Origin of the sequence: Chryseobacterium luquanense, assembly GCF_026460945.1 — a bacterium.
In the GTDB taxonomy this organism is placed as follows: Bacteria; Bacteroidota; Bacteroidia; order Flavobacteriales; family Weeksellaceae; genus Chryseobacterium; species Chryseobacterium luquanense.
In genome coordinates, this window is record NZ_JAOVZV010000001.1 from 410,311 (window position 1) to 431,231 (window position 20,921).

A 20,921-nucleotide genomic window follows, 5' to 3' on the forward strand; every position below is an offset into this window, starting at 1 on the left:
TTAATTTCTGTATTTTTCAGAAATATTTTAGAAACTCCAGCTTTGAAAAAGAAAAAAATCTACCAACAATTATACTTTCAGGTAATCATCGCCATTACATTAGGAATTCTTTTAGGAAAGTTTTTCCCTGAATTAGGCGAAAAAATGAAACCTTTAGGAGACGGATTTATTAAATTGGTTAAAATGATTATTGCTCCAGTCATTTTCATCACCCTTACTTTAGGGATTGCTCACATGACAGACTTAAAAAAAGTAGGACGAATTGCCGTAAAAGCAATGATCTATTTCTTCACATTCTCAACTTTAGCTTTAATAATTGGCTTAATTGTAGGTAATTTATTACAACCTGGAACGGGATTAAACATTGATCCAGCAAGTTTATCGGGAGACGTTTCACAGTATCAGCAAAAAGCTCATGATACAACTTTAACAGGTTTCATTATGAATATCATTCCTGAAACTCTTTTCAGTCCTTTGATTGGGGAAAATATTCTTCAGGTACTTTTGGTTGCTATTTTGATGGGCGTTGCTTTGGTTTTAACGAAAGAAAAGAGTGGAAAAATAACAGAATTTTTACAGGTTTTGGCTGCTCCAATTTTTAAAATTGTTCATATGCTGATGAAACTGGCTCCAGTCGGAGCTTTCGGGGCAATGGCATTTACCATTGGAAAATATGGTTTAGCTTCGGTAATCAATCTTATCTTTTTGGTAGGAACTTTTTATATTACTTCCATTCTATTTGTTGTTTTGATTTTAGGATCGGTTGCTTGGTACAATGGTTTTAATATCTTCAAATTGATGTATTATTTGAAAGAAGAACTTTTGCTGGTTTTAGGAACGAGCTCTTCCGAATCTGCACTTCCAGGGATTATGGAAAAGATGGAAAAAGCAGGCTGTTCAAAAGCAATTGTAGGTTTAGTTGTTCCCACTGGTTATTCTTTTAATCTTGACGGAACCAATATTTACATGACTTTGGCCTCATTGTTTATTGCGCAGGCTTTGAATATTGATCTTTCTATAGAAAAGCAATTGATGCTACTTTTAGTTGCCATGTTGAGCTCAAAAGGTGCAGCAGGAGTTACAGGAGCTGGATTTGTAACTTTAGCAGCAACTTTGGCTGTAGTTCCTGAAATTCCGATTGCGGGAATGACTTTAATTTTAGGTATCGATAAATTTATGAGTGAATGTCGTGCTTTAACGAATGTTATTGGAAACTCTGTAGCAACAGTTGTTGTAGCAAATTGGGAAAAACAGCTGGATAAAGAACAACTTCAATATTGTTTGGCAAATCCGAATAAGATTGAGGAAAAACTGGAAGTTTAGAAAATTTCAATTCTATGATTATAACCATAAAATTTCAGAATTGTAATCGTTTATTTTGTAATAGATTATTATCGTAATAATAATTTTTTCATCATTTGTGTTTTTTTAAGCCTTCTTCACGGAAGGCTTTTTATATTTCACTATGATTAGTTTAAATAAGAATATTCAGACTTGAAGGCTGAACTTTTACATGAATCGGAGATTTTATTTTATTGAATTCTCCATCAAGATGCCAGTTTTTGGTATTTACTTTAAATTCAATTTCAGAAACAGGAAGATAAGTAATGTAATCATCTTCTTTCAGTTTTTTCGTAAACATTCTGAACGCAAACAGCGGCGAATAGGTCAGTGGAAACTTTTTCACCAAAACCATATCAACCAAACCGTCACTTTTACTTGCCATTGGAGCGATGTAAGCATTGTTTCCGAATTGACGGGTGTTTGCGATGTTGACCATTAAATATTTCCCGTTGTACTGCTTATAATTTTCATCTAAAAATTTCAGCTTAATCGGTTTATAATTAAAAAAAGTCTTTAATGAAACTTTGATGTAATTTTTGAATCCACGATTGGTTTTCTCAAATTCTTTCACAACTTTTCCATCAAAACCAGTTCCGGAAACATTGATTGAAAGCTTGTCATTAACTGTAAACGTATCGATTTTACGGGATTTTTTAGATTTTAGTTTATCTAATAATTCATCCAAATTTTTGCTGAATTGTGTTTCATTGGAAAAACCGTTACCGGAACCTGCCGGGAAAATAGCTAAAATTTTGTCGGTATTAATTAAGCTTTTGGCAACAGTTGAAATTGTACCGTCACCGCCAATTGCTACAAAAAAATCAACATCGTTAAAATGAGTTTGGATAAATTCTTCAGTTCCTAAAATTGACTCAGAAATATAATACAAAGGATTTTGCACTTTATTTTTAAGTTCGTTTAGAAAAGGCAGATAATTTTTTTTTGCCGAAAAAGGATTGATGATAAAAGCTACTTTTTCCATTACCACAAAAGTAAAAAATGCTTCCTGATTTGGAAGCATTAATATTAGTTAATTTTCATTCTCTTTTTGAATTCGGGATTAATTGTTCCTTTCAGTTCTTCCCAAGAAATAGGAATTACTATATCTCCCGCTGCAAAAGCTGCAATTTCATACGGGCTGTAATGAAAATAAAGATTTTTTTCATCAAAGTAAAAATCTTTGTTGGTTGGAATAACCTCAACCAAAATCATTTCGGAATTATTGACTGCACCATCAGAATCTGTTGTTCCACTTGGAATTTTATTGATATTTTTCATTAAAAGCTCTTCCAATTTTTCTTTTGACATTGTTGTAATATCTTTTAAATCTAATTTTCTATTGTTTTTTAAATCGAAAACTCTTGTATTAAAAGAATAATTTCCGTGCGCTCCACCTTCGTAGGAAGTATATAAATATTCAATCTGAAGAAAATCGTCAGTTTGTGAAATCAACTTCATAAATGATCCCGATTCCCAAGTTTGCGAACGGTCGATATCAGAAATCCAATCTTTGCTGTCTTGTTTCACTGAAGAAAAAAATTCTGCTTTATCTTTATCTAAAAACTTTTGTAAGCCTGCTTTTGAATAGTCTGCAATACCTTTTTTATCATAATAAATACTGTCCAACAATGCTTTATCTTTTAAAGTTGGAAATACCAGCATTTTTGCCGAATAATTCACGGAAAGCACTTCGTTAAACTTCACGGAATCATTTACTTTAATAGAATCTACTACAAATTTTTCAGGATTTTTGACATCTATTTTGGTTTCAATAGTTTTTGTTTCTGTTTTTTTACAAGCTGACAAAAGAAAAGCGGCAGAAAACAGAATTAACACAAATGCATTTTTCATAATTGTTTATTTTTGGTTGAAATGCAAAAACCATTCACAAAATGAATGGTTTTAAATATTTTTTAAGAATAACTGATTATTTTTTAATCAAACTCATTACCTGACTTTCAGAATCTGAGATTACTTTCCAGATTTGTTTAAAGGCAGGATAATATTCTTTAGGATAATCTGCGCTGGCAATAGTATATTCTGAAACTGTTATTATCTTGTTATCTTTTTTCTCTACAGTGTAAGAATAACTGATTTCTTTATCTTCAGTAACGATTTTTTTACTTTTTGGTAACTCAGCAATATCATATCCTTCAGGAATTTCTATTTCTACAACTTTAGTTTTGCTCATTGGCGAGATAAAATCAATCATATATTTTCTTGCTTCTTCCTGATCAAAATCATTCTTTGTCTGATGCAAAAATAAAAGTGGATTGATGATTTTTCTTTTTCCTAAATTATCAATCATATTGTTTGAACTAAAGCTCATCGTAGAACGGAATTCCCCTCCATCTAAAGTTCTTGAATTGATATTATCAAAATCAACAGAAAAAACTTCCTTATATTCTTTTTTATATTTATCCTGATTCTCATCAAACCGCTCTTTTGCATTAAGGGCTCCCATTCCTTCATCCTGATCCTGATAAATACCAGAAACTGTACCATCAGTATTTATTTTTGCTTTTACTGTATGACTATTATAACTTTCTTTAATATTCGTAAGAGAAATAAGTTCTGCTTTATCATCTCTCAGAAGCAGCCCATTATTGTTCCAAACTCTTGCAGGAAGAAGATCCTCTTTTGCCTGTTTAGATGTTGCATCATAAAGGTATATTTTCTTATCAATTTCGGCACATACCATGACATAATTGAAGTTACCCAAGTTTGGGAAAGTAAGATTTACATAACCATGTCCGATAGTAGAAATCAAAATAGGATATGCTTTAATTCCTTCACTTCTCATAGTATTTAACAAAAGTAAGTTGAGGTCTGCAGTATTACCAGTTTTATTTTTAATTAAATCTTTGATTCCGTTATCTGTTCTAAAACCGTAACGCTCATTCCATGTATAACTGTTTTTAACGAAATCAAGTAAAAGATTCGCTTTCTTGTGCTGATCTTTTTCCTCAGAAATATTTTTTGGTATAATTTCTTTTACCAATCTATCTTTTTTATACTGATTTCCGAACTCATCATCTTCCCAGAGTTTTTTCCTGATATCTTCCCAGGTTGATGTGTAATTTTTCAAACCATTATTGAAAAAAGTAGAATGTAATTCTGCCCTGATCTGAGTTCTGTAATTATCGTTGTTTTTTACAAATTTTTCTCTTTTAAAACCCTTTACATTCTCATAAGCAAATCTGTACGTTTTGTATTGAGCTCCATAAATATTTTCTTCTGCCACCTTTTTATATTTCGGAGACAGAGAACCTCTAAAATCAATGTTATAAGACATATTGATGGGTGACTCAAAAACATATTCGGTATATTCCGAAGGGGTATCCGTTTCAATATAAGTTAAAGGAATTTCATAAGAAAAAGGTGAAGTGATTTCGTATTGAAATTCAATAACAGAGCCATTTTTAATATTAGGAAAGGCAAACTTATTGGTGGTAATATATTTGTTTTCTTTAGATCTGAATTTCGAGCTTTTATCTACCTTTGTTTCGGCTATTTTACCATCTTCGAGATTATAAACATAAGCTTTTATTGAATTGAGCATTTCTCTGCTTCCCTGGTTATTGTCATAAAGCGAGATTTCCAGATTCATCCAATCTTCTGCTTTATCTTTATCATAAATTTTAATTCTGTATTTTACTTTTTTAACGTAATTACCAGTAGAATTATCAATATGATAATGTATCGAACGATATAAAGTTTCTGCCGGAGCTTTTTCATCAATTTCAGATTTTGTTTTTTTCAAATCTTCAATGTCAAACTTTGGCATTTTCAGAAATTCATGCTTTTGTGCATATACAGCAACAGTAGATACTGTGAAATATAATACAAAAAATATTTTTCTCATTTATGATTTTTTAGAAATTAGAATTTTAGAATTATCAGCATTCATAATTTTTTTTCTGAAACTGATATAATCATTGTATTTATCTTTAGAATGAAGTCCTTTTTTCATTTGGAAAAACCTTTTCACGATGAGTTGGTCATCTTTTTTCTCAAACGAAATTTTATATGTCCCAAAGTCTGAAACTACATTTCCGTTTTCAGGCATTTCTTCGATAAAGTATCCTACGGGAAGTTTATAAATAATCTCATATTCATCTTCAAAAGAAAAACGGTTTTCAAACGGAAGTTTTCGATTTTCATCCTGATGGTAAGTCGCATTCGAGTAAATAGGAACTGCCCTGAAAATATAGCTTGAGCCCACCATTTTTGAATAATTGACTGCCTTAAAATTTAAATCAAAATCAATGGTTGCTAAATCTCGGTTATTTTTAAAATCAGACATTTCAACTTTTTCAAAATCTAACGTTGAAAGCGAGTTTTTGATCGATTTATTTCTATCGGTTTGACTTAATCCCGAATAAGATAAATTGAAATCATACTGATTTCCGGTGTAAGAAAATTTCCCGTTTCCACTGATAGTTTTATCAGGATTTAGCTGAATGCTTAAAATCTGTTTTTCTTTATTTTGACTTGAAGAATAACTTGGCGTTTCCATAATCTCAATTCCGGTAGGTTTTACCGCTAAAACATTTCGGTCTGTTGTACTGTAGCTCAAATGATTGTAAGCAATTTCTTGAGATGTATTTTCAAGCCAAATATTCCCTTTTTCAGTTGGGATCACCAAAATCACATGATTTCCAGCCATTTTTGGAAAATCTGTATCAAAACTTATCGGAGAGGAATTCGAATTAATGATTGCATAATAAGATTTTATTCCAGCCTCATCCAAAAGCGTTCTCATATAATTGGTAAGGCCTTTACAATCTCCATAACCTTTCTTTTGTACTTCATCAGGCATCATGGGTTGCCATCCTCCGATTCCCAAAGCTACAAAAACATATCTTGTTTTGCTTTGCATATATTGATAAATTTTCTTCACTTTTTCTTCAGTAGAACCCGAAAGATTAAGTGATGCAATTTCAGCTTTGATTTGAGGCGTTGATGTAGAAACTGGAGTCAAAAGGTTGTTATAATACCACAAACCGAAATCTTTCCAAGTTGTAATACTTCCTTTTTTTCCGACTAAATTAAATTGATCAAGAGAAAAACTTACTTTCGGTAGTATTTTTTGAGGATTAGGAACCATGCCTTCATTATCAATTGCAGGAACATTTTCATAAGAATACAATTTGCTGCCATCTTCGTCTACAACTTTCACTGATGCAAAACCAAATTGTGAATCATAAGTTTTTGATCGTAAATTTATTCCAGATTTATTAAGGATTTTAAAACTGCTTTTTTGCAAAGAAATGTTAAAATCATTATATGGTGTGAAATCAGAAATAAAAACTGTATTTTGATCTTTTTGATCGTAGCTAAACTCAATAGTATAAGGATAAGAAGTCGGTGTATAAGATAAATACATCATCCTATTATCAGAATAGAACGAACCTTGAGAATTGGCTGCAATATCTGTAAAATCACTTTTAGAATAGCTTTTTACTTTTGCGCCTTTTTCATCATAAACCGTAACCTTGATATTGGAAATCGTATTTCCTTTTTCATAATAAATTTTAGGAATAGAAAAACCAACTGCCTCCTTATTTATCACAGTAATTGCAGAAGAGTTTCTGTAAACAATTTCATCAATTTTATTAATCTCTAAAACTGTACTTTCATTTCTTATTACTGCGCTTGCATTTTTCTTTAAAATATCACTGATTTCTGATACCGGATAAGTTTGTGCATAGTAAAATGAAGCTAAAGAAAGAGCCCCAATGCACCATATTTTCATCATCGTTATTAATTTTTCTCAAAAATAAAAAAAATCTTAATAAAATGTTAATTAATTTTCATTATCCTGAGATTTATTAGGCAAAAAAAAAGACTCCATAGAAATAATGGAGCCTTTTAAATATTTTTAGAGAGATTAATTAAACATCAATCTTCGCATATTTTGCATTTTTCTCGATAAATTCTCTTCTCGGTGGAACTTCATCTCCCATCAACATTGAGAAAACAGAATCGGCCTCTACAGCATTATCAATTGTCACCTGCTTCAAAATTCTATGTTCAGGATTTAAAGTTGTTTCCCAAAGCTGTTCAGGATTCATTTCCCCGAGACCTTTATATCTCTGAACTTCAACACCTTTTCCGTCCGGAGACATTTCTAAGGTAATTTCTTCACGCTCTTTTTCGTTGTAAGCATATATTTTCTTGTTTCCTTTCTTTAATAAATACAAAGGAGGTTGTGCAATATAAATATATCCGTTTTCGATCATTTCTTTCATGAATCTAAAGAAGAAGGTAAGAATCAATGTGGAAATGTGAGAACCGTCAATATCGGCATCGGTCATAATCACTACTTTATGGTATCTTAATTTGGTAAGATTTAAAGCTTTACTGTCCTCCTCTGTTCCTACAGAAACTCCAAGTGCCGTGTAGATATTTTTAATTTCCTCGTTATCATAAACTTTGTGAAGCATTGATTTCTCTACATTCAAAATTTTACCTCTTAACGGAAGAATCGCCTGAAAATGTCTGTCTCTCCCCTGCTTTGCAGTTCCACCTGCCGAATCTCCCTCGACTAAGAATAATTCAGATTCTGCAGGATCTTTTGATGAACAGTCAGATAATTTACCAGGTAAACCAGAACCTCCCATCGGAGATTTTCTCTGAACCATTTCACGAGCTTTTTTCGCAGCCTGTCTTGCTTTTGCAGCTAAAACAACTTTCTGTACAATAAGTTTTGCTTCGTTTGGATTTTCTTCCAAGAAGTTAGATAACATTTCACCAACAATTTTATCAACTGCTCCTGAAACTTCAGAGTTACCTAATTTAGTTTTAGTCTGTCCTTCAAACTGGGGTTCCATTACCTTTACAGAAACAACAGCCGTTAAACCTTCACGGAAGTCATCTCCGGTAATTTCAACTTTTTCTTTAGCAGGAATTCCCAAATCATCAGCATATTTTTTCAACGTTCTCGTTAAAGCACGTCTAAAACCAGCCAAGTGAGTACCACCTTCGTGAGTGTTTATATTATTAACATAAGAATGAAGGTTTTCACTGAATGAAGTATTGTAACGCATAGCTACTTCAATAGGAATATTTTCTCTCTCTCCTTCCATGAAAATAACGTTTTCCATGATAGATTCACGGTTTCCATCGATGAATTCTACAAATTCTTTCAAACCTCCCTCAGAATGGAAAACTTCAAAAGCAAAAGATCCGTCTTCATTTTCTTCTCTTTCATCAACAAGAGTAATTGTAATTCCTTTATTTAAGAAAGACAATTCACGCATTCTCGCTGCAAGAGTATCATAATTATAAACCAATTCCTGAAAAATAGTTCCATCCGGCTGGAAGAAAACCTCAGTTCCTCTTTCGTCTGTAGTACCTATTTCGGCAACATCCGCTAAAGCTTTTCCTTCAGAATATTTCTGCTGGTATAATTTACCGTCACGGCTTACTGTAGCAATTAATAATGTTGAAAGGGCATTTACACAAGAAACCCCAACACCGTGAAGTCCTCCTGATACTTTATAAGAATCTTTATCAAATTTTCCACCTGCCCCGATTTTGGTCATTACAACCTCAAGAGCAGATTTTTGTTCCTTTTCATGGAAATCTACAGGAATTCCTCTACCATTATCTTTTACAGAGATACTCTCTCCTTTATGTATCGTAACTAAAATAGTATCACAATGTCCCGCCAATGCCTCATCAATTGAGTTATCTACTACTTCATAAACCAAATGATGAAGACCTCTCACTCCTACATCCCCAATGTACATAGATGGTCTTAATCGAACGTGCTCCATGCCTTCTAATGCCTGGATACTACTAGCTGTATATTGTTTTTGACTCATATAAAATATTAAAATCTTGCTAATTGCAAAGACTTACAAATATCGTGATTTTTTTCGAATTATGAAAGTTAAATACCTCTAAAAATCTCTGAATTTATACTCAAAGCAGAGTCAATATTTAAGACATAAAAAGAATAAAGTTAAAGCAGATTTTTGAATTATTTCTAATGTTTTAAATCATATTCTTCGCCTTTAATTTATCCGTAACTTTAAACTGAAAAATTGATATTATGGACGATTTCATGGCAGCTCGTGCACAGATGGCGCTATCTTTAGGTTTTCACATCATCTTTGCGTGCGTTGGAATGGTAATGCCTTTTCTCATGGCATTTGCACATTGGAAATACCTCAAAACCGGAAACGAAATTTATAAAGGGCTTACAAAAGCCTGGAGCAAAGGAGTTGCAATCCTTTTTGCTACCGGAGCCGTTTCAGGAACGATGCTTTCTTTTGAATTAGGATTATTATGGCCCGGATTCATGAAACACGCAGGACCCATTTTCGGAATGCCGTTTTCTCTTGAAGGAACTGCTTTTTTTATTGAAGCTATAGCCATTGGATTTTTCCTTTATGGTTGGGATAAATTTAATAAATGGTTTCATTGGTTTTGCGGATTTTTAGTGGGTTTAAGCGGGTTGGCTTCAGGAATTTTGGTTGTTGCTGCAAATGCCTGGATGAATTCACCTACCGGATTTGATTATATTAATGGAGAATATGTGAATATCGACCCTATTAAAGCGATGTTTAATGAAGCTTGGTTTCCGCAGGCTTTACACATGACAGTTGCTGCTTTTTGTGCGACAGGATTTGCCGTTGCAGGAGTTCATTCTTTTTTAATAATGAGAAAAAAGAATGTTGAATTTCACACCAAAGCGTTTAGAATTGCGGCAGGTTTTGCAATGATTGGAGCTTTCGGAGCACCTTTAAGCGGAGATGTTGCCGCAAAATCTGTCGCAGAAAGACAACCTATAAAATTAGCAGCAATGGAAGCTCATTTTGAAACAGAAAAAGGTGCTGCTTTTGTGATTGGTGGAATTCCTAATGAAGAAAAAGGCGAAATTAATTATGCTTTAAAAATCCCGAAAGTTTTAAGTTTTCTAGCCACTAATGATTTTAACGCAGAAATCAAAGGTTTAAATGATTTTCCCAAAGATGAATGGCCGCCCGTTGCCGTTGTACATTACGCTTTCCAGATTATGATTTTCTTTGGTGTTGTAATGATTATTATTGGAAGTATTTATTTATATGCACACTTTTTTAAAAAAGAATGGCTGAACAAAAACTGGCTGCTGAAAACATTTATTTTTTCCACACCTTTCGGATATATTGCTTTGGAAGCTGGCTGGACAGTCACAGAAGTCGGCAGGCAACCCTGGATTATTTACGGAATAATGCGAACTGCTGATGCTGTAACTCCAATGCCTGGAATTCAGTATTCTTTCTACTTTTTCACAGCGATTTTTGTTTCTTTATCATTAATTATCGTGTTCCTTTTAAGAAGACAGATTCAGATGGTTCCAAGATTGTATGACCCGACCGATACGCAATTTAACTCCAAAAACAAAAAATCATGATCTACGTGGTAATTGGTTTTCTATGGCTTTCCGTATGTCTTTATGTGATTTTGGGCGGAGCAGATTTCGGAGCCGGAATTGTAGAATTAATGTCTAAAAAGAAGGCAAGAAAACACACCGAAAAAATTATGTACGAATCCATCGCACCCGTTTGGGAAGCTAATCATATGTGGCTGATTATTGCGATAGTAATTCTTTTCGTAGGTTTTCCTGAAATTTACACAACTCTATCAACATATCTTCATATTCCTTTGGTTTTAATGCTTTTAGGAATTATTGCAAGAGGAACCGCCTTTACTTTCAGACATTATGATGCAGTGAAAGACAATTGGCAGGTTTTATATACTCAGATTTTCTATTATGCAAGTTTACTGACCCCATTTTTCTTAGGATTAATAGCGGCTGCAACGATTTCACAATCTATCAATCCGGACGCAAAGACCTTTTTAGATTTATATATTTTCAGTTGGCTCAATTGGTTCGGAGTGGCAGTTGGACTTTTTGTAGTGTCACTTTGCGCATATCTGGCTTCTATTTTTTCTTTGAAAGAAACAAACGACCGATTAGAATTAAATTTAATGATTAAAAAGTCACATCAAACGATGGTTTTTGTCGTGATTACAGGATTATTGGTATTTTTGGCGGCTCATTTTTCAAATATTCCATTAACAAAATGGGTGTTTTCAAAACCTTTAGGCGTTATGTCGCTTGCTTTTGCAACGGTTTCTTTAGGATTAATTTTAAGAGCAATGCATTTCAAAAAATTGCTTCCAGTTCGAGCTTTGGCAGGATTTCAGATCATTATGATTTTAGTAGCGGCAACTTATCAGCATAATCCCGATATTATTTTATTAGGAAACGGGCAACATCTTTCTTTATTAAAACATATCGCTGCTCCGAAAACAATTTCAGCTTTAGGATGGGCTTTAATCCTTGGTTCTCTGTTTATTTTACCGTTTTTATTTTATCTGATGTTCTCATTTACAAAAGCTAAAAACAAAGCATGACGAATTTATTTTTTAGTTACAACAATTTCTACACGTCGATTTTTACTCATATCTTCTTCTGTTATTTCAGGGTAAACAACAGGATTGAGATGTCCTAAACCTTCAGCCTTAATGCGATTTGGTTCGATTCCCATTTTAATTAAAAAATTTCGGATCGCATTGGCTCTGGTAAAAGACAGATTAAATGTTTTTAAATCTAAATCTTCCCCATCAAAATTTTCATAATCACAGCAAATATGTCCCTGAAGTTCAACTTCAAGTGTCGGATTTTTCTTTAAAATCTCAAAAAGCATAAACAGTTTGGGAGTACCTTTTGAAAGCCAAGCATGACGACCACCGATAAAGTTTACATTGGGTAAAGAAAAAGTATCTTTCACTTTCATCTGAGCAATTTTCACATCAAAAAAGCTAGGATATTCGCTTCTTGAAATCTTTTCACCTTTATCGAAAAACTTTTCAATAAAAATATCTACTCTTCTGTTTTTAGCTAATAAATTTTCAGAACTGTTATCATTAATCTGTTTTGTAATTCCCAATCCTACAGAACTTGCCAAATTAATATTTCCACCGATTTTGTGTTTCAAATAATCCGTGACATTTTTTGCGCGGTTTTCAGATAATTTTTTATTTAAAGTTTCATTTCCTAAAGGATTTGCATTACCAAAAATTCTGAAAGTCAATTTTGATTTTAACTGAGCTAAACTGTCGAGTTTTATTTTCGATTCTTTGTTTAGTTCAGAACTGTTGTTTGTAAAATAAATAGAAGTTAATGTCTGCGCATTTAATCCTAATGAAATGAACAAAAATAAAAGAAAATATTTCATAAGTGTTTGAGTTTTATTCACAACGGAAAAATGCTGATTTATTGTTATTGAAAAAAGGAAAATCCTGAAAAATTTCAGGATTTTTTGATATAAATTATTGTTGGAAGAATTTAGTTACACCAATTTCATCAAAACATTGTCATCAATTTTCTCAACTTTCACCAAGTTTCCTTTCGTCAAAGTTTTTGAAGCTTTATCCCATTTTTTACCGGATAATTTGCTTAAAGTTTTCACTTCAGCCAAAGCGATTTGTTCGCCTGATTTCAAAATATCAAGAATTAAATGCTCATCTTCACCCAATTCAATTTGCGGAGTTGTTTTTTCCGGTTTCATCTGAGGGAAGAATAACACTTCCTGAATTGACGGATTATTCGTTAAAAACATAATCAATCTGTCCATTCCGATTCCTAAACCAGAAGTTGGTGGCATTCCGTATTCTAAAGCTCTCAGGAAATCTTCATCAATAAATCCTGTTGCTTCATCATCACCTTTTTCAGATAATTTCAACTGCTCTTCAAAACGTTCTCTCTGGTCAATCGGGTCATTTAATTCTGAATAAGCATTTGCAATTTCTTTTCCGCAAACCATTAATTCAAAACGCTCCGTCAAACCTTCCTTACTTCTGTGTTTTTTAGTTAAAGGCGACATTTCAATTGGATAATCAGTAATAAAAGTCGGCTGAATAAAGTTTCCTTCACATTTTTCACCAAAAATTTCGTCGATTAATTTCCCTTTACCCATCGTTTCATTCACTTCGATTCCGATAGATTTTGCAAAATCAAACAATTCTTGTTCTGACTTTCCTGTAATATCAAAACCTGTATATTTTATGATTGCTTCAGTCATAGAAACTCTTGGATAAGGCGCTTTCCAGCTAATGGTATGCTCGCCAAAAGTAGATTCTGAAGCTCCGTTTACAGAAGTTGCACAGAACTCCAGTAATTTCTCGGTGAAATCCATCATCCAATTGTAATCTTTATAGGCTACATAGATTTCCATTGCGGTAAATTCAGGATTGTGCGTTCTATCCATGCCTTCATTTCTGAAGTTTTTTGAGAATTCGTAAACACCGTCGAAACCACCAACAATTAGTTTTTTAAGATACAATTCGTTGGCAATTCTTAAATATAAAGGAATGTCTAAAGCATTATGATGTGTCATAAAAGGTCTTGCCGCAGCTCCACCCGGAATCGACTGCAAGATTGGAGTTTCCACCTCAAAATATCCTGCCTCATTGAAGAAAGTTCTCATTGCGTTGAACAATTTTGTTCTTTTCACAAAAATTTCTTTCACATGAGGATTTACCGTTAAATCTACATAACGCTGTCTGTATCTTAATTCTGCATCGTTGAATGCATCGTGCACTACTCCATTTTCGTCAGTTTTTGCCTGAGGAAGAGGTCTTAAAGTTTTCGTTAAAAGGGTAAAGTTTTTCACCAAAACCGTTTTTTCACCAACCTGAGTTGTGAACAGTTCTCCTTCGATTCCGATGATATCACCGATATCTAAAAGGTGTTTGTAAACTTCGTTGTATAAAGTTTTGTCTTCTCCCGTACAGATTTCGTCACGGTTGAAATAAACCTGAATTCTTCCTGTAGAATCCTGCAATTCAGCAAAAGAAGCTTTCCCCTGAATACGGCGAGACATCAATCTACCCGCAATCTTCACCTGTTTACTTTCTGCGAAATTCTGTTTTATAGATTCTGTAGTATCTGTAATTGTGTATTCTTCCGCCGGGAATGCGTTGATTCCCATTTCAACAAGCTTATTCAGCTTTTCTCTTCTAATGATTTCCTGTTCTGATAATTGCATTATAATTCAATTTTTTCGAATTGCAAAAATAGTGAATTTTAAGCGTTTATGAAACTTGAATTTTACTTAAACCACAAATCGAAGATTCGACGCAGTCAAAAGTCACAAAAGTTTTATACTGAATTGAAGTTGAGAGGATTTCTCTTTTAAGTTAAAAAAATAGAATCGTTACAATAATGAAGATATTGATCTTACTGTGGCAAAATTGCAGCCCGACTTGAACGGAAATCCTTTTTTGCTTGAACTATAAGATCTATTTGAAACGAAATTGTCTGCAAAAAAGATTGGGAGTGGAAGGCGGAAATTGCTGCCCGAATAAAAATTATTCAACAATTAAAACCAATCTTTTCGATTTTCTTTTGGAATAAATGTCCATGCTAAAATTCTACTGATTTTCTGACCTTGAGCCATCTCTATTGTTTTAATTTCTAAAGCATTGCTGTTTTTCAGACGGGTTATCAATTGATGAAGATTGTCTTTTTTGGAAACCAAACTTGTAAACCACAAAATCTGAGAAGAAAACAAAATACTTTCATCAATCTTCTTTCTGATGAATCCAATCTCACCACCTTCACACCACAATTCGGAGTGTTGACCACCGAAATTAAGTTTAGGATTTTGAACTTTCTTTTTCCGAAGATTGTTATTTTTCCTGCGATTTCCGAGCATTGCTTCTGCCTCGGATTCGTGGAATGGCGGATTACACATGGAGAATGTGAATTTATCTTCGGGAGAAATTATATTTTTAAAAATAAAATCAGAATCGCCTTGAAGTTTCAGTTGAATACTTTGCGAAAAATCCGGATTTTGGTCTAAAATATTCCAGGCATTTTCTATCGAATTTTTATTGATATCAGTTCCCAAGATTTTCCAACCGTACGAAGAATTCGCAATCAAAGGATAAACCAAATTAGCTCCGGTTCCGATATCTAAACCTTTTACTGAATTCCCTGTTGGAATTTGACCATTTTCTTCCGCTAATAAATCTGCCAAATAATGCACATAATCTGCACGACCAGGAATTGGCGGACAAAGATTTCCGTCGGGAATATCCCAGTTCTTGACACCGTAATATTTCAGAAGCAACGCTTTGTTGAGCAATTTCACAGCTTGCGGAAGGCTGAAATTAATGGTTAAAGTATCGTAATCATTTTTGAAAACATAATGTTTCAATTCCGGCACCCAAGAAATCAGCAAGTCAAAATCGTAGGAATTTCGATGCAGATTTCTTGGGTGTAGGGTTGATTTTTCTGAAGACATTTATTTCTTCTGTTTAAGGATATATTCCACCATTTTTTTGGCATCTTCTTTTGAAATTTGTGGATGTGGTTGCATCGGAACACTTCCCCAGTTGCCACTTCCACCGTCAATGATTTTTGAAGCCAAAATTTCTATGTCTTTTTCAGAATATTTGGCAGCAATTTCTTTATAAGAAGGCCCTATCAATCTTTCATCAGCATTATGACAAGCCATACAGTCAGATGCTTCTATTAAATCTTTTCCTGAAATATTGGTATTAACAGGTATAGAAGTATCGGTAGAATCTGTTGATGTAACTTCTGAATTTTCTTTTTTGGAGCAGGAAATAATAAGCAAGCCTAAAACTCCTGTCAAAAACAGTTTTTTCATTATTTTGTTGCCGTAGAATCTGTTGTTGCAGGTGCAGGAGTTGCAGCCGGAGCTGGTGTAGAGTCTTTTTTAGTTGAATCTGCTGGTACAACTGTAGCAGCTGGTTCTTCTAACATAATGTTGCTGTCTTGTAAAGATTTATCTGCCTTTTTTGAACAGCTAACTGCTACTAAACTTCCCAAGAATGCGATTGCTAATACTTTTTTCATTTTTTTCTAATTTGGTCACAAAAATATAAAAAATAAAGTTCTAATGAGGAGACTTAAGACTATTTTAAATCATATTTAAATTGATTCCAGAGAACTAAAAACAAATTTTATCTTTTTTAAATTTTTTGTTTTCAATATTAAAAATTTTTCTACATTTGTCCCATGATTAATTCAATTAACAAAAATTGGTGGTGGCAATCAAACTCTTCGTCGGGTCTGATGCTATTGTCATGTTGTTAATGTACAGCAAGAATATTATAGAAAAACATACAGAGACTTTGACGATTGCGTTGAAGTCTTTTTTTTATGTCTAAATCTCTAAAAAATTAGAAAAATGTCAAATTCCATTATAAAAATTAAAACAAAATCTAAAAAAACATTGGGCGATTTACAAACGCCAATGAATATTTATTTACAAATTAGAGACAAATTCCGAGATACAATTCTTTTGGAAAGTTCGGATTCTAAAAATATTGATAATAATTTTTCATTCATTGCGATTAACGCTATTGCAGGAATTGAAATTAAAAATTTAAATGAATATGAAATCAAGTTTCCCAACCAGAATCCAGAAAAAAAATCTTTAGAAAACATAAATATTCCTGAGTTATTAAACAATTTCTCCAAAACATTTGCCTGCGAAAAAACGCATGACAAAATTGAAGAAACTGCACAATCACTTTTTGGATATACAAGTTTTGAAGCGGTTCAGTTTTTTGAAGATGTGACATTTAAACCTCAAAGTAAAGAAGTTGAAATTCCGATTTTGCGTTACAGATTGTATCAATACGTAATTGCCATTAACCATTTTAATGATGAAATGCATTTAATTGAAAATCAAATTGAGGGTGTAAAATCAGAATTCAGAACGCTGGAAGACTTAATTAAAAATAAAAATGCTGTTGTTTATCCATTTGAAAAAACGGCTGAAGAAACTTCCAATACTACCAATGAAGAATATTTAAAATTGGTTGAAATTGCACAAAAACACTGTATGAGAGGCGATGTTTTTCAGTTAGTACTGAGCAGAAGATTCGAGCAGAAATTCCAGGGAGATGAATTTAATGTGTATCGGGCTTTAAGAAATATCAACCCATCACCCTATCTATTTTATTTTGATTACGGAAACTACAAATTATTCGGTTCAAGTCCTGAAAGTCAGCTCATTATTAAAGAAAACAAGGCCATCATTCATCCGATTGCAGGAACTTTCAAAAGAACCGGTGATTTTGAAACCGATTTACAGTCTATAGAATCTTTAAAAAATGACCCGAAAGAAAATGCCGAACACACGATGTTGGTTGATTTGGCAAGAAATGATTTAGGAAAATTAGGGAAAAATGTGACAGTAACGAAACTGAAAGAAATACAACTTTTCTCGCACGTTATTCACATGGTAAGCGAAGTCACAGCAGAACTGGAAGAAAACACGAACCCTTTTGAAATGGTTGCAACGACCTTTCCACAGGGAACTTTAAGCGGTGCGCCAAAACACAGAGCTCTACAATTAATCAATGAATACGAAAAAGATTCCCGTGGATATTATGGTGGCTGCATCGGAATGATTGGTTTGAATGGTGAATGCAATCAGGCGATTATGATTCGTACTTTTTTAAGCAAAAACAATACACTTTACTATCAAGCCGGAGCCGGATTGGTGGCAAAATCAAATCCTGAAAGTGAGTTGCAAGAAGTGAATAATAAATTAAATGCCTTGAAAAAGGCGGTAGAAAAAGCAGAGAATTTGGTTTAAAATTTTTATGCGACAAATTCCGTCTTCCGGTCCCAATCTTTTTTGCCTTCCTTTTCCAACGCAAAAAAAAGGATTTCTGCTCAAACCTAACGAAGTGGTTCGATGATTCAATTAAACAATAAAAAATGATTATCAAGCCGGATCGCAAATTAGTCTACATTTCAATATTTAAATATAAAACAAAACATCAGATTAAAGATGACAACTGAAATAAATAATCAAACCGAAATAAAAGTTCTTGTCTTTGACAATTACGACAGTTTTACTTACAATCTCGTTCAAATAATTGAAAGAGTTTTAAATCAAAAAGTTGACGTTATACGCAACGACCAAATTTCGCTTGAAGAAATCGAAAAATACGATAAAATTATCCTCTCTCCCGGGCCGGGAATTCCTGAAGAAGCTGGAATCTTGTTGGATTTAATTAAAAAATATGCTCCAACAAAAAGCATTTTAGGAGTTTGCCTTGGTCAACAGGCAATTGCCGAAGCTTTTGGCGGAAGTCTGATTAATCTTAGCGAAATTTACCACGGTGTTGCGACAGAAGCCGTCCAAACCAGTGAACACAAACTTTTCAAAGATTTACCGCAAACTTTGGAAGTCGGTAGATATCACAGCTGGGCAGTCAATCCCGAAGATTTCCCTTCAGAACTTGAAATTACAAGTACCGACAGCAAGGGAATGATTATGAGTTTGAAACATAAAACTTATGATGTGCACGGTGTTCAATATCATCCGGAGAGTATTTTGACGCCTGATGGAGAGACGATTATTAAAAATTTTTTAGTGAATTAATAAGTTATGAAAATCATCAGTTGGAATATTGAAAGACCAAATAAAAATCAAATTTCAAAAATTAAATTTATCGAAGATTTAATTGCTGTTGAAAATCCTGACCTTCTAATTCTAACAGAAACCAATCGTTGTGTGAATTTCGAAGAACAATATTTCGAACTGCATTCTGAAACATTGCCAACTTTTCATGAAAATCAAAATTATTTTGAAGGTGAAAACAGAGTCTCAATATATTCGAAATTTCCTTTTAAAAACGAAGTTAAAACTTACGATTCTTTTACAAGTATTTGTGGTTTAGTAGAAACAAATTTTGGAGAATTAATAGTTTACGGAAGTATAATCGGAAGTTTTGGTGGTAAAGGTTTACATTTTGAAAATGATTTAGAAAAGCAAAAAAATGATTTAGAAAATTTAAAAGGAAATCTTTGTTTTTCAGGAGATTTAAATATCTCTTTCTCAGGATGGAAATATCCAAGTGCGAAAGTTATCGATGAAACCAAGTCCTTTTTTGAACTGCAAAACTTGGAAATTCTAACTGAAAATTATGAGAATAATGCAATTCACACAATTATGAGCAAAGATTTATTAAATGGCAAAAAAATATCAACAAAAATGATAGAAATTGATCGCAAAATATCAGACCACAACATGATTATTTGTGAAATTCAAAAATAGTTGCCAGATTTTGGTTGACGCTTGATAGAAAAAAAACTATTGAAACCAGCAACCAAATATTAACAACCAAAAACAACTACCAACATGAAAGAAATCCTACAATACCTTTTCAATCATCACACCTTATCAAAATCGGAAGCGAAAGCGATTATGATTGAGATTGCTCAAAATAAATTTAACGCAACCGAAGTTACTGCATTTATAAGCATTTTTATGATGCGAAATATTACATTAGATGAGCTCAAAGGTTTCAGAGAGGCTTTACTACAAATGGCTGTTTCTGTAGATTTAAGCACTAATGACACGATTGATATTGTTGGAACTGGTGGTGACGGAAAAAACACGATCAATATTTCCACTTTAGCAAGTTTCGTTGTTGCAGGAACCGGACAAAAAGTTGCAAAACACGGCAATTACGGAGCTTCAACAATCACGGGATCATCTAATGTTATGGAAGCTTTAGGCTATCAATTCAAAAAAACTTCGGAAGAGCTTAACGAAGATTTGGAAATGGCAAATATCTGTTTTCTGCACGCTCCTTATTTCCATCCAGCTTTGCAATCGGTTGTGGCATTAAGAAAATCTTTAGGCTTAAGAACTTTTTTCAATCTTCTCGGTCCATTGGTGAATCCAGCGAAACCTCAATTTTCTGTGATTGGTGTTTACAATCTCGAAATTGCCAGAATTTATCAATATTTATTACAAAAAGAAAACCGAGATTTCGTTTTAGTGCACGGAATGGATGGTTACGACGAAATCAGTCTTACAAGTGACAGTAAAATCATTACCAAAAGCGGAGAAAATATTTATTGTGCTGAGGATTTAGGTTTTAAAACTATTCATTCTGAAGATATCAAAGCAGGAAATACTCCTGAAGAAACAGCCAAGATTTTCAGAAATATTTTGGAAGGAAAAGGCACAGAATCACAAAATGCAGTGGTTTTAGCAAATGCTGCTGTAGCTTTACATCACACCGAAAAATTTGGAAATTATAGGGATTGTTTAAGTTTGGCGAAAGAAAGCTTATTTGATGGAAAAGCACTGAATAGTTTAAACCAATTGATTCTGGCTTAAAATGAAAACTTCTTATCAATCTAAAAATAGAAAGATCGAACTAAAAATTGTTGGATATGATGAACCCAACAACGGAAGAGAATTACACATTGCGGAAGTATATATCTGTGGAGAAAATTTGTCTCATAAATACTTTGAAAATAAATGGAACAGATTAAATTTTAATTTAAATGAATTTCAATTTGAGTCACCAGATTCAGAATACATTTTTATTCCTGCTGAAGGAAATAGTTTTTTAATCAACACCAGTTCTTTTTCGATTATTAAGCTTCCTTACAAAGCACTTTCAACGATTCGTTTTAAGAAAAATGAATTTTTTGAAAATGGAATTAGAATATATTATTCAGACGAAACTATTGAGATAAACTTATCCGAAAATGATTAAAATTTGAA

At 33.0% G+C, this 20,921-nt stretch carries 18 protein-coding genes; 8 read left to right on the forward strand and 10 right to left on the reverse strand.

The window, feature by feature from the left end; translation table 11 throughout:
* The first annotated feature begins 42 nt into the window (after positions 1-42).
* Positions 43-1,323, forward strand: coding sequence for a dicarboxylate/amino acid:cation symporter (locus OEA66_RS01925; protein WP_267279763.1), 1,281 nt, complete (start codon positions 43-45; stop codon positions 1,321-1,323).
* Positions 1,324-1,474: 151 nt separating this feature from the next.
* Here OEA66_RS01925 and OEA66_RS01930 read toward each other — a convergent pair whose 3' ends face one another.
* The 5 genes from OEA66_RS01930 to gyrB form a co-directional block, all read right to left on the reverse strand.
* Positions 1,475-2,326, reverse strand: a complete 852-nt coding sequence (locus OEA66_RS01930; protein WP_267280071.1) for a diacylglycerol/lipid kinase family protein — start codon at positions 2,324-2,326, stop codon at positions 1,475-1,477.
* A gap of 44 nt (positions 2,327-2,370) precedes the next feature.
* Positions 2,371-3,195, reverse strand: coding sequence for a PdaC/RsiV family protein (locus OEA66_RS01935; protein ID WP_267279764.1), 825 nt, complete (start codon positions 3,193-3,195; stop codon positions 2,371-2,373).
* A gap of 76 nt (positions 3,196-3,271) precedes the next feature.
* On the reverse strand, positions 3,272-5,209 hold the full coding sequence (locus OEA66_RS01940; RefSeq protein WP_267279765.1) for a DUF3858 domain-containing protein: 1,938 nt from the start codon (positions 5,207-5,209) through the stop codon (positions 3,272-3,274).
* Positions 5,210-7,105 carry a DUF3858 domain-containing protein gene (locus tag OEA66_RS01945; RefSeq protein WP_267279766.1) on the reverse strand — a complete coding sequence of 632 codons (1,896 nt, stop codon included), beginning with the start codon at positions 7,103-7,105 and terminating at the stop codon, positions 5,210-5,212.
* A 136-nt stretch (positions 7,106-7,241) separates the two neighbouring features.
* On the reverse strand, positions 7,242-9,176 hold the full coding sequence (gyrB, locus tag OEA66_RS01950; RefSeq protein WP_267279767.1) for a DNA topoisomerase (ATP-hydrolyzing) subunit B: 1,935 nt from the start codon (positions 9,174-9,176) through the stop codon (positions 7,242-7,244).
* A gap of 230 nt (positions 9,177-9,406) precedes the next feature.
* Between gyrB and OEA66_RS01955 the strand changes: the two genes are divergently transcribed.
* A complete protein-coding gene (locus OEA66_RS01955) occupies positions 9,407-10,750 on the forward strand; it encodes a cytochrome ubiquinol oxidase subunit I (RefSeq protein WP_267279768.1) in 1,344 nt (447 codons plus the stop codon).
* A complete protein-coding gene (locus OEA66_RS01960) occupies positions 10,747-11,757 on the forward strand; it encodes a cytochrome d ubiquinol oxidase subunit II (RefSeq protein WP_267279769.1) in 1,011 nt (336 codons plus the stop codon). Before OEA66_RS01955 ends, OEA66_RS01960 begins: the two co-directional genes overlap by 4 nt.
* Before the next feature lie 5 nt (positions 11,758-11,762).
* Here OEA66_RS01960 and OEA66_RS01965 read toward each other — a convergent pair whose 3' ends face one another.
* The 5 genes from OEA66_RS01965 to OEA66_RS01985 all read right to left on the reverse strand — a co-directional run bounded on the left by OEA66_RS01965 (position 11,763) and on the right by OEA66_RS01985 (position 16,231).
* Positions 11,763-12,581: an OmpA family protein gene (locus OEA66_RS01965; RefSeq protein ID WP_267279770.1), complete on the reverse strand. Its 819-nt coding sequence runs from the start codon at positions 12,579-12,581 to the stop codon at positions 11,763-11,765.
* 114 nt (positions 12,582-12,695) lie between these two features.
* Positions 12,696-14,393: a lysine--tRNA ligase gene (gene lysS, locus OEA66_RS01970; protein WP_267279771.1), complete on the reverse strand. Its 1,698-nt coding sequence runs from the start codon at positions 14,391-14,393 to the stop codon at positions 12,696-12,698.
* A gap of 333 nt (positions 14,394-14,726) precedes the next feature.
* On the reverse strand, positions 14,727-15,653 hold the full coding sequence (gene rlmF / locus OEA66_RS01975; RefSeq protein ID WP_267279772.1) for a 23S rRNA (adenine(1618)-N(6))-methyltransferase RlmF: 927 nt from the start codon (positions 15,651-15,653) through the stop codon (positions 14,727-14,729).
* Entirely contained in the window at positions 15,654-16,022 is a 369-nt protein-coding gene (locus OEA66_RS01980) for a c-type cytochrome (protein WP_267279773.1), read from the reverse strand. It abuts the gene before it with no gap.
* Positions 16,022-16,231 carry a hypothetical protein gene (locus OEA66_RS01985; RefSeq protein WP_267279774.1) on the reverse strand — a complete coding sequence of 70 codons (210 nt, stop codon included), beginning with the start codon at positions 16,229-16,231 and terminating at the stop codon, positions 16,022-16,024. The genes OEA66_RS01980 and OEA66_RS01985 overlap by 1 nt, the downstream gene beginning before the upstream one ends.
* 334 nt (positions 16,232-16,565) lie before the next feature.
* On the opposite strand from OEA66_RS01985, the gene OEA66_RS01990 reads away from it, so the two are divergent.
* The 5 genes from OEA66_RS01990 (at position 16,566) to OEA66_RS02010 (ending at position 20,913) form a co-directional block, all read left to right on the forward strand.
* The gene (locus OEA66_RS01990; RefSeq protein ID WP_267279775.1) at positions 16,566-17,984 is read left to right on the forward strand and encodes an anthranilate synthase component I family protein; all 1,419 of its coding nucleotides are present in this window, start codon (positions 16,566-16,568) and stop codon (positions 17,982-17,984) included.
* Positions 17,985-18,212: 228 nt separating this feature from the next.
* Positions 18,213-18,779, forward strand: a complete 567-nt coding sequence (locus OEA66_RS01995) for an anthranilate synthase component II (protein WP_267280072.1) — start codon at positions 18,213-18,215, stop codon at positions 18,777-18,779.
* 6 nt (positions 18,780-18,785) lie between these two features.
* Positions 18,786-19,454, forward strand: a complete 669-nt coding sequence (locus OEA66_RS02000; RefSeq protein WP_267279776.1) for an endonuclease/exonuclease/phosphatase family protein — start codon at positions 18,786-18,788, stop codon at positions 19,452-19,454.
* A gap of 84 nt (positions 19,455-19,538) precedes the next feature.
* Entirely contained in the window at positions 19,539-20,528 is a 990-nt protein-coding gene (gene trpD, locus OEA66_RS02005) for an anthranilate phosphoribosyltransferase (RefSeq protein ID WP_267279777.1), read from the forward strand.
* Position 20,529: 1 nt separating this feature from the next.
* On the forward strand, positions 20,530-20,913 hold the full coding sequence (locus OEA66_RS02010) for a hypothetical protein (protein ID WP_267279778.1): 384 nt from the start codon (positions 20,530-20,532) through the stop codon (positions 20,911-20,913).
* Positions 20,914-20,921 lie beyond the last annotated feature (8 nt).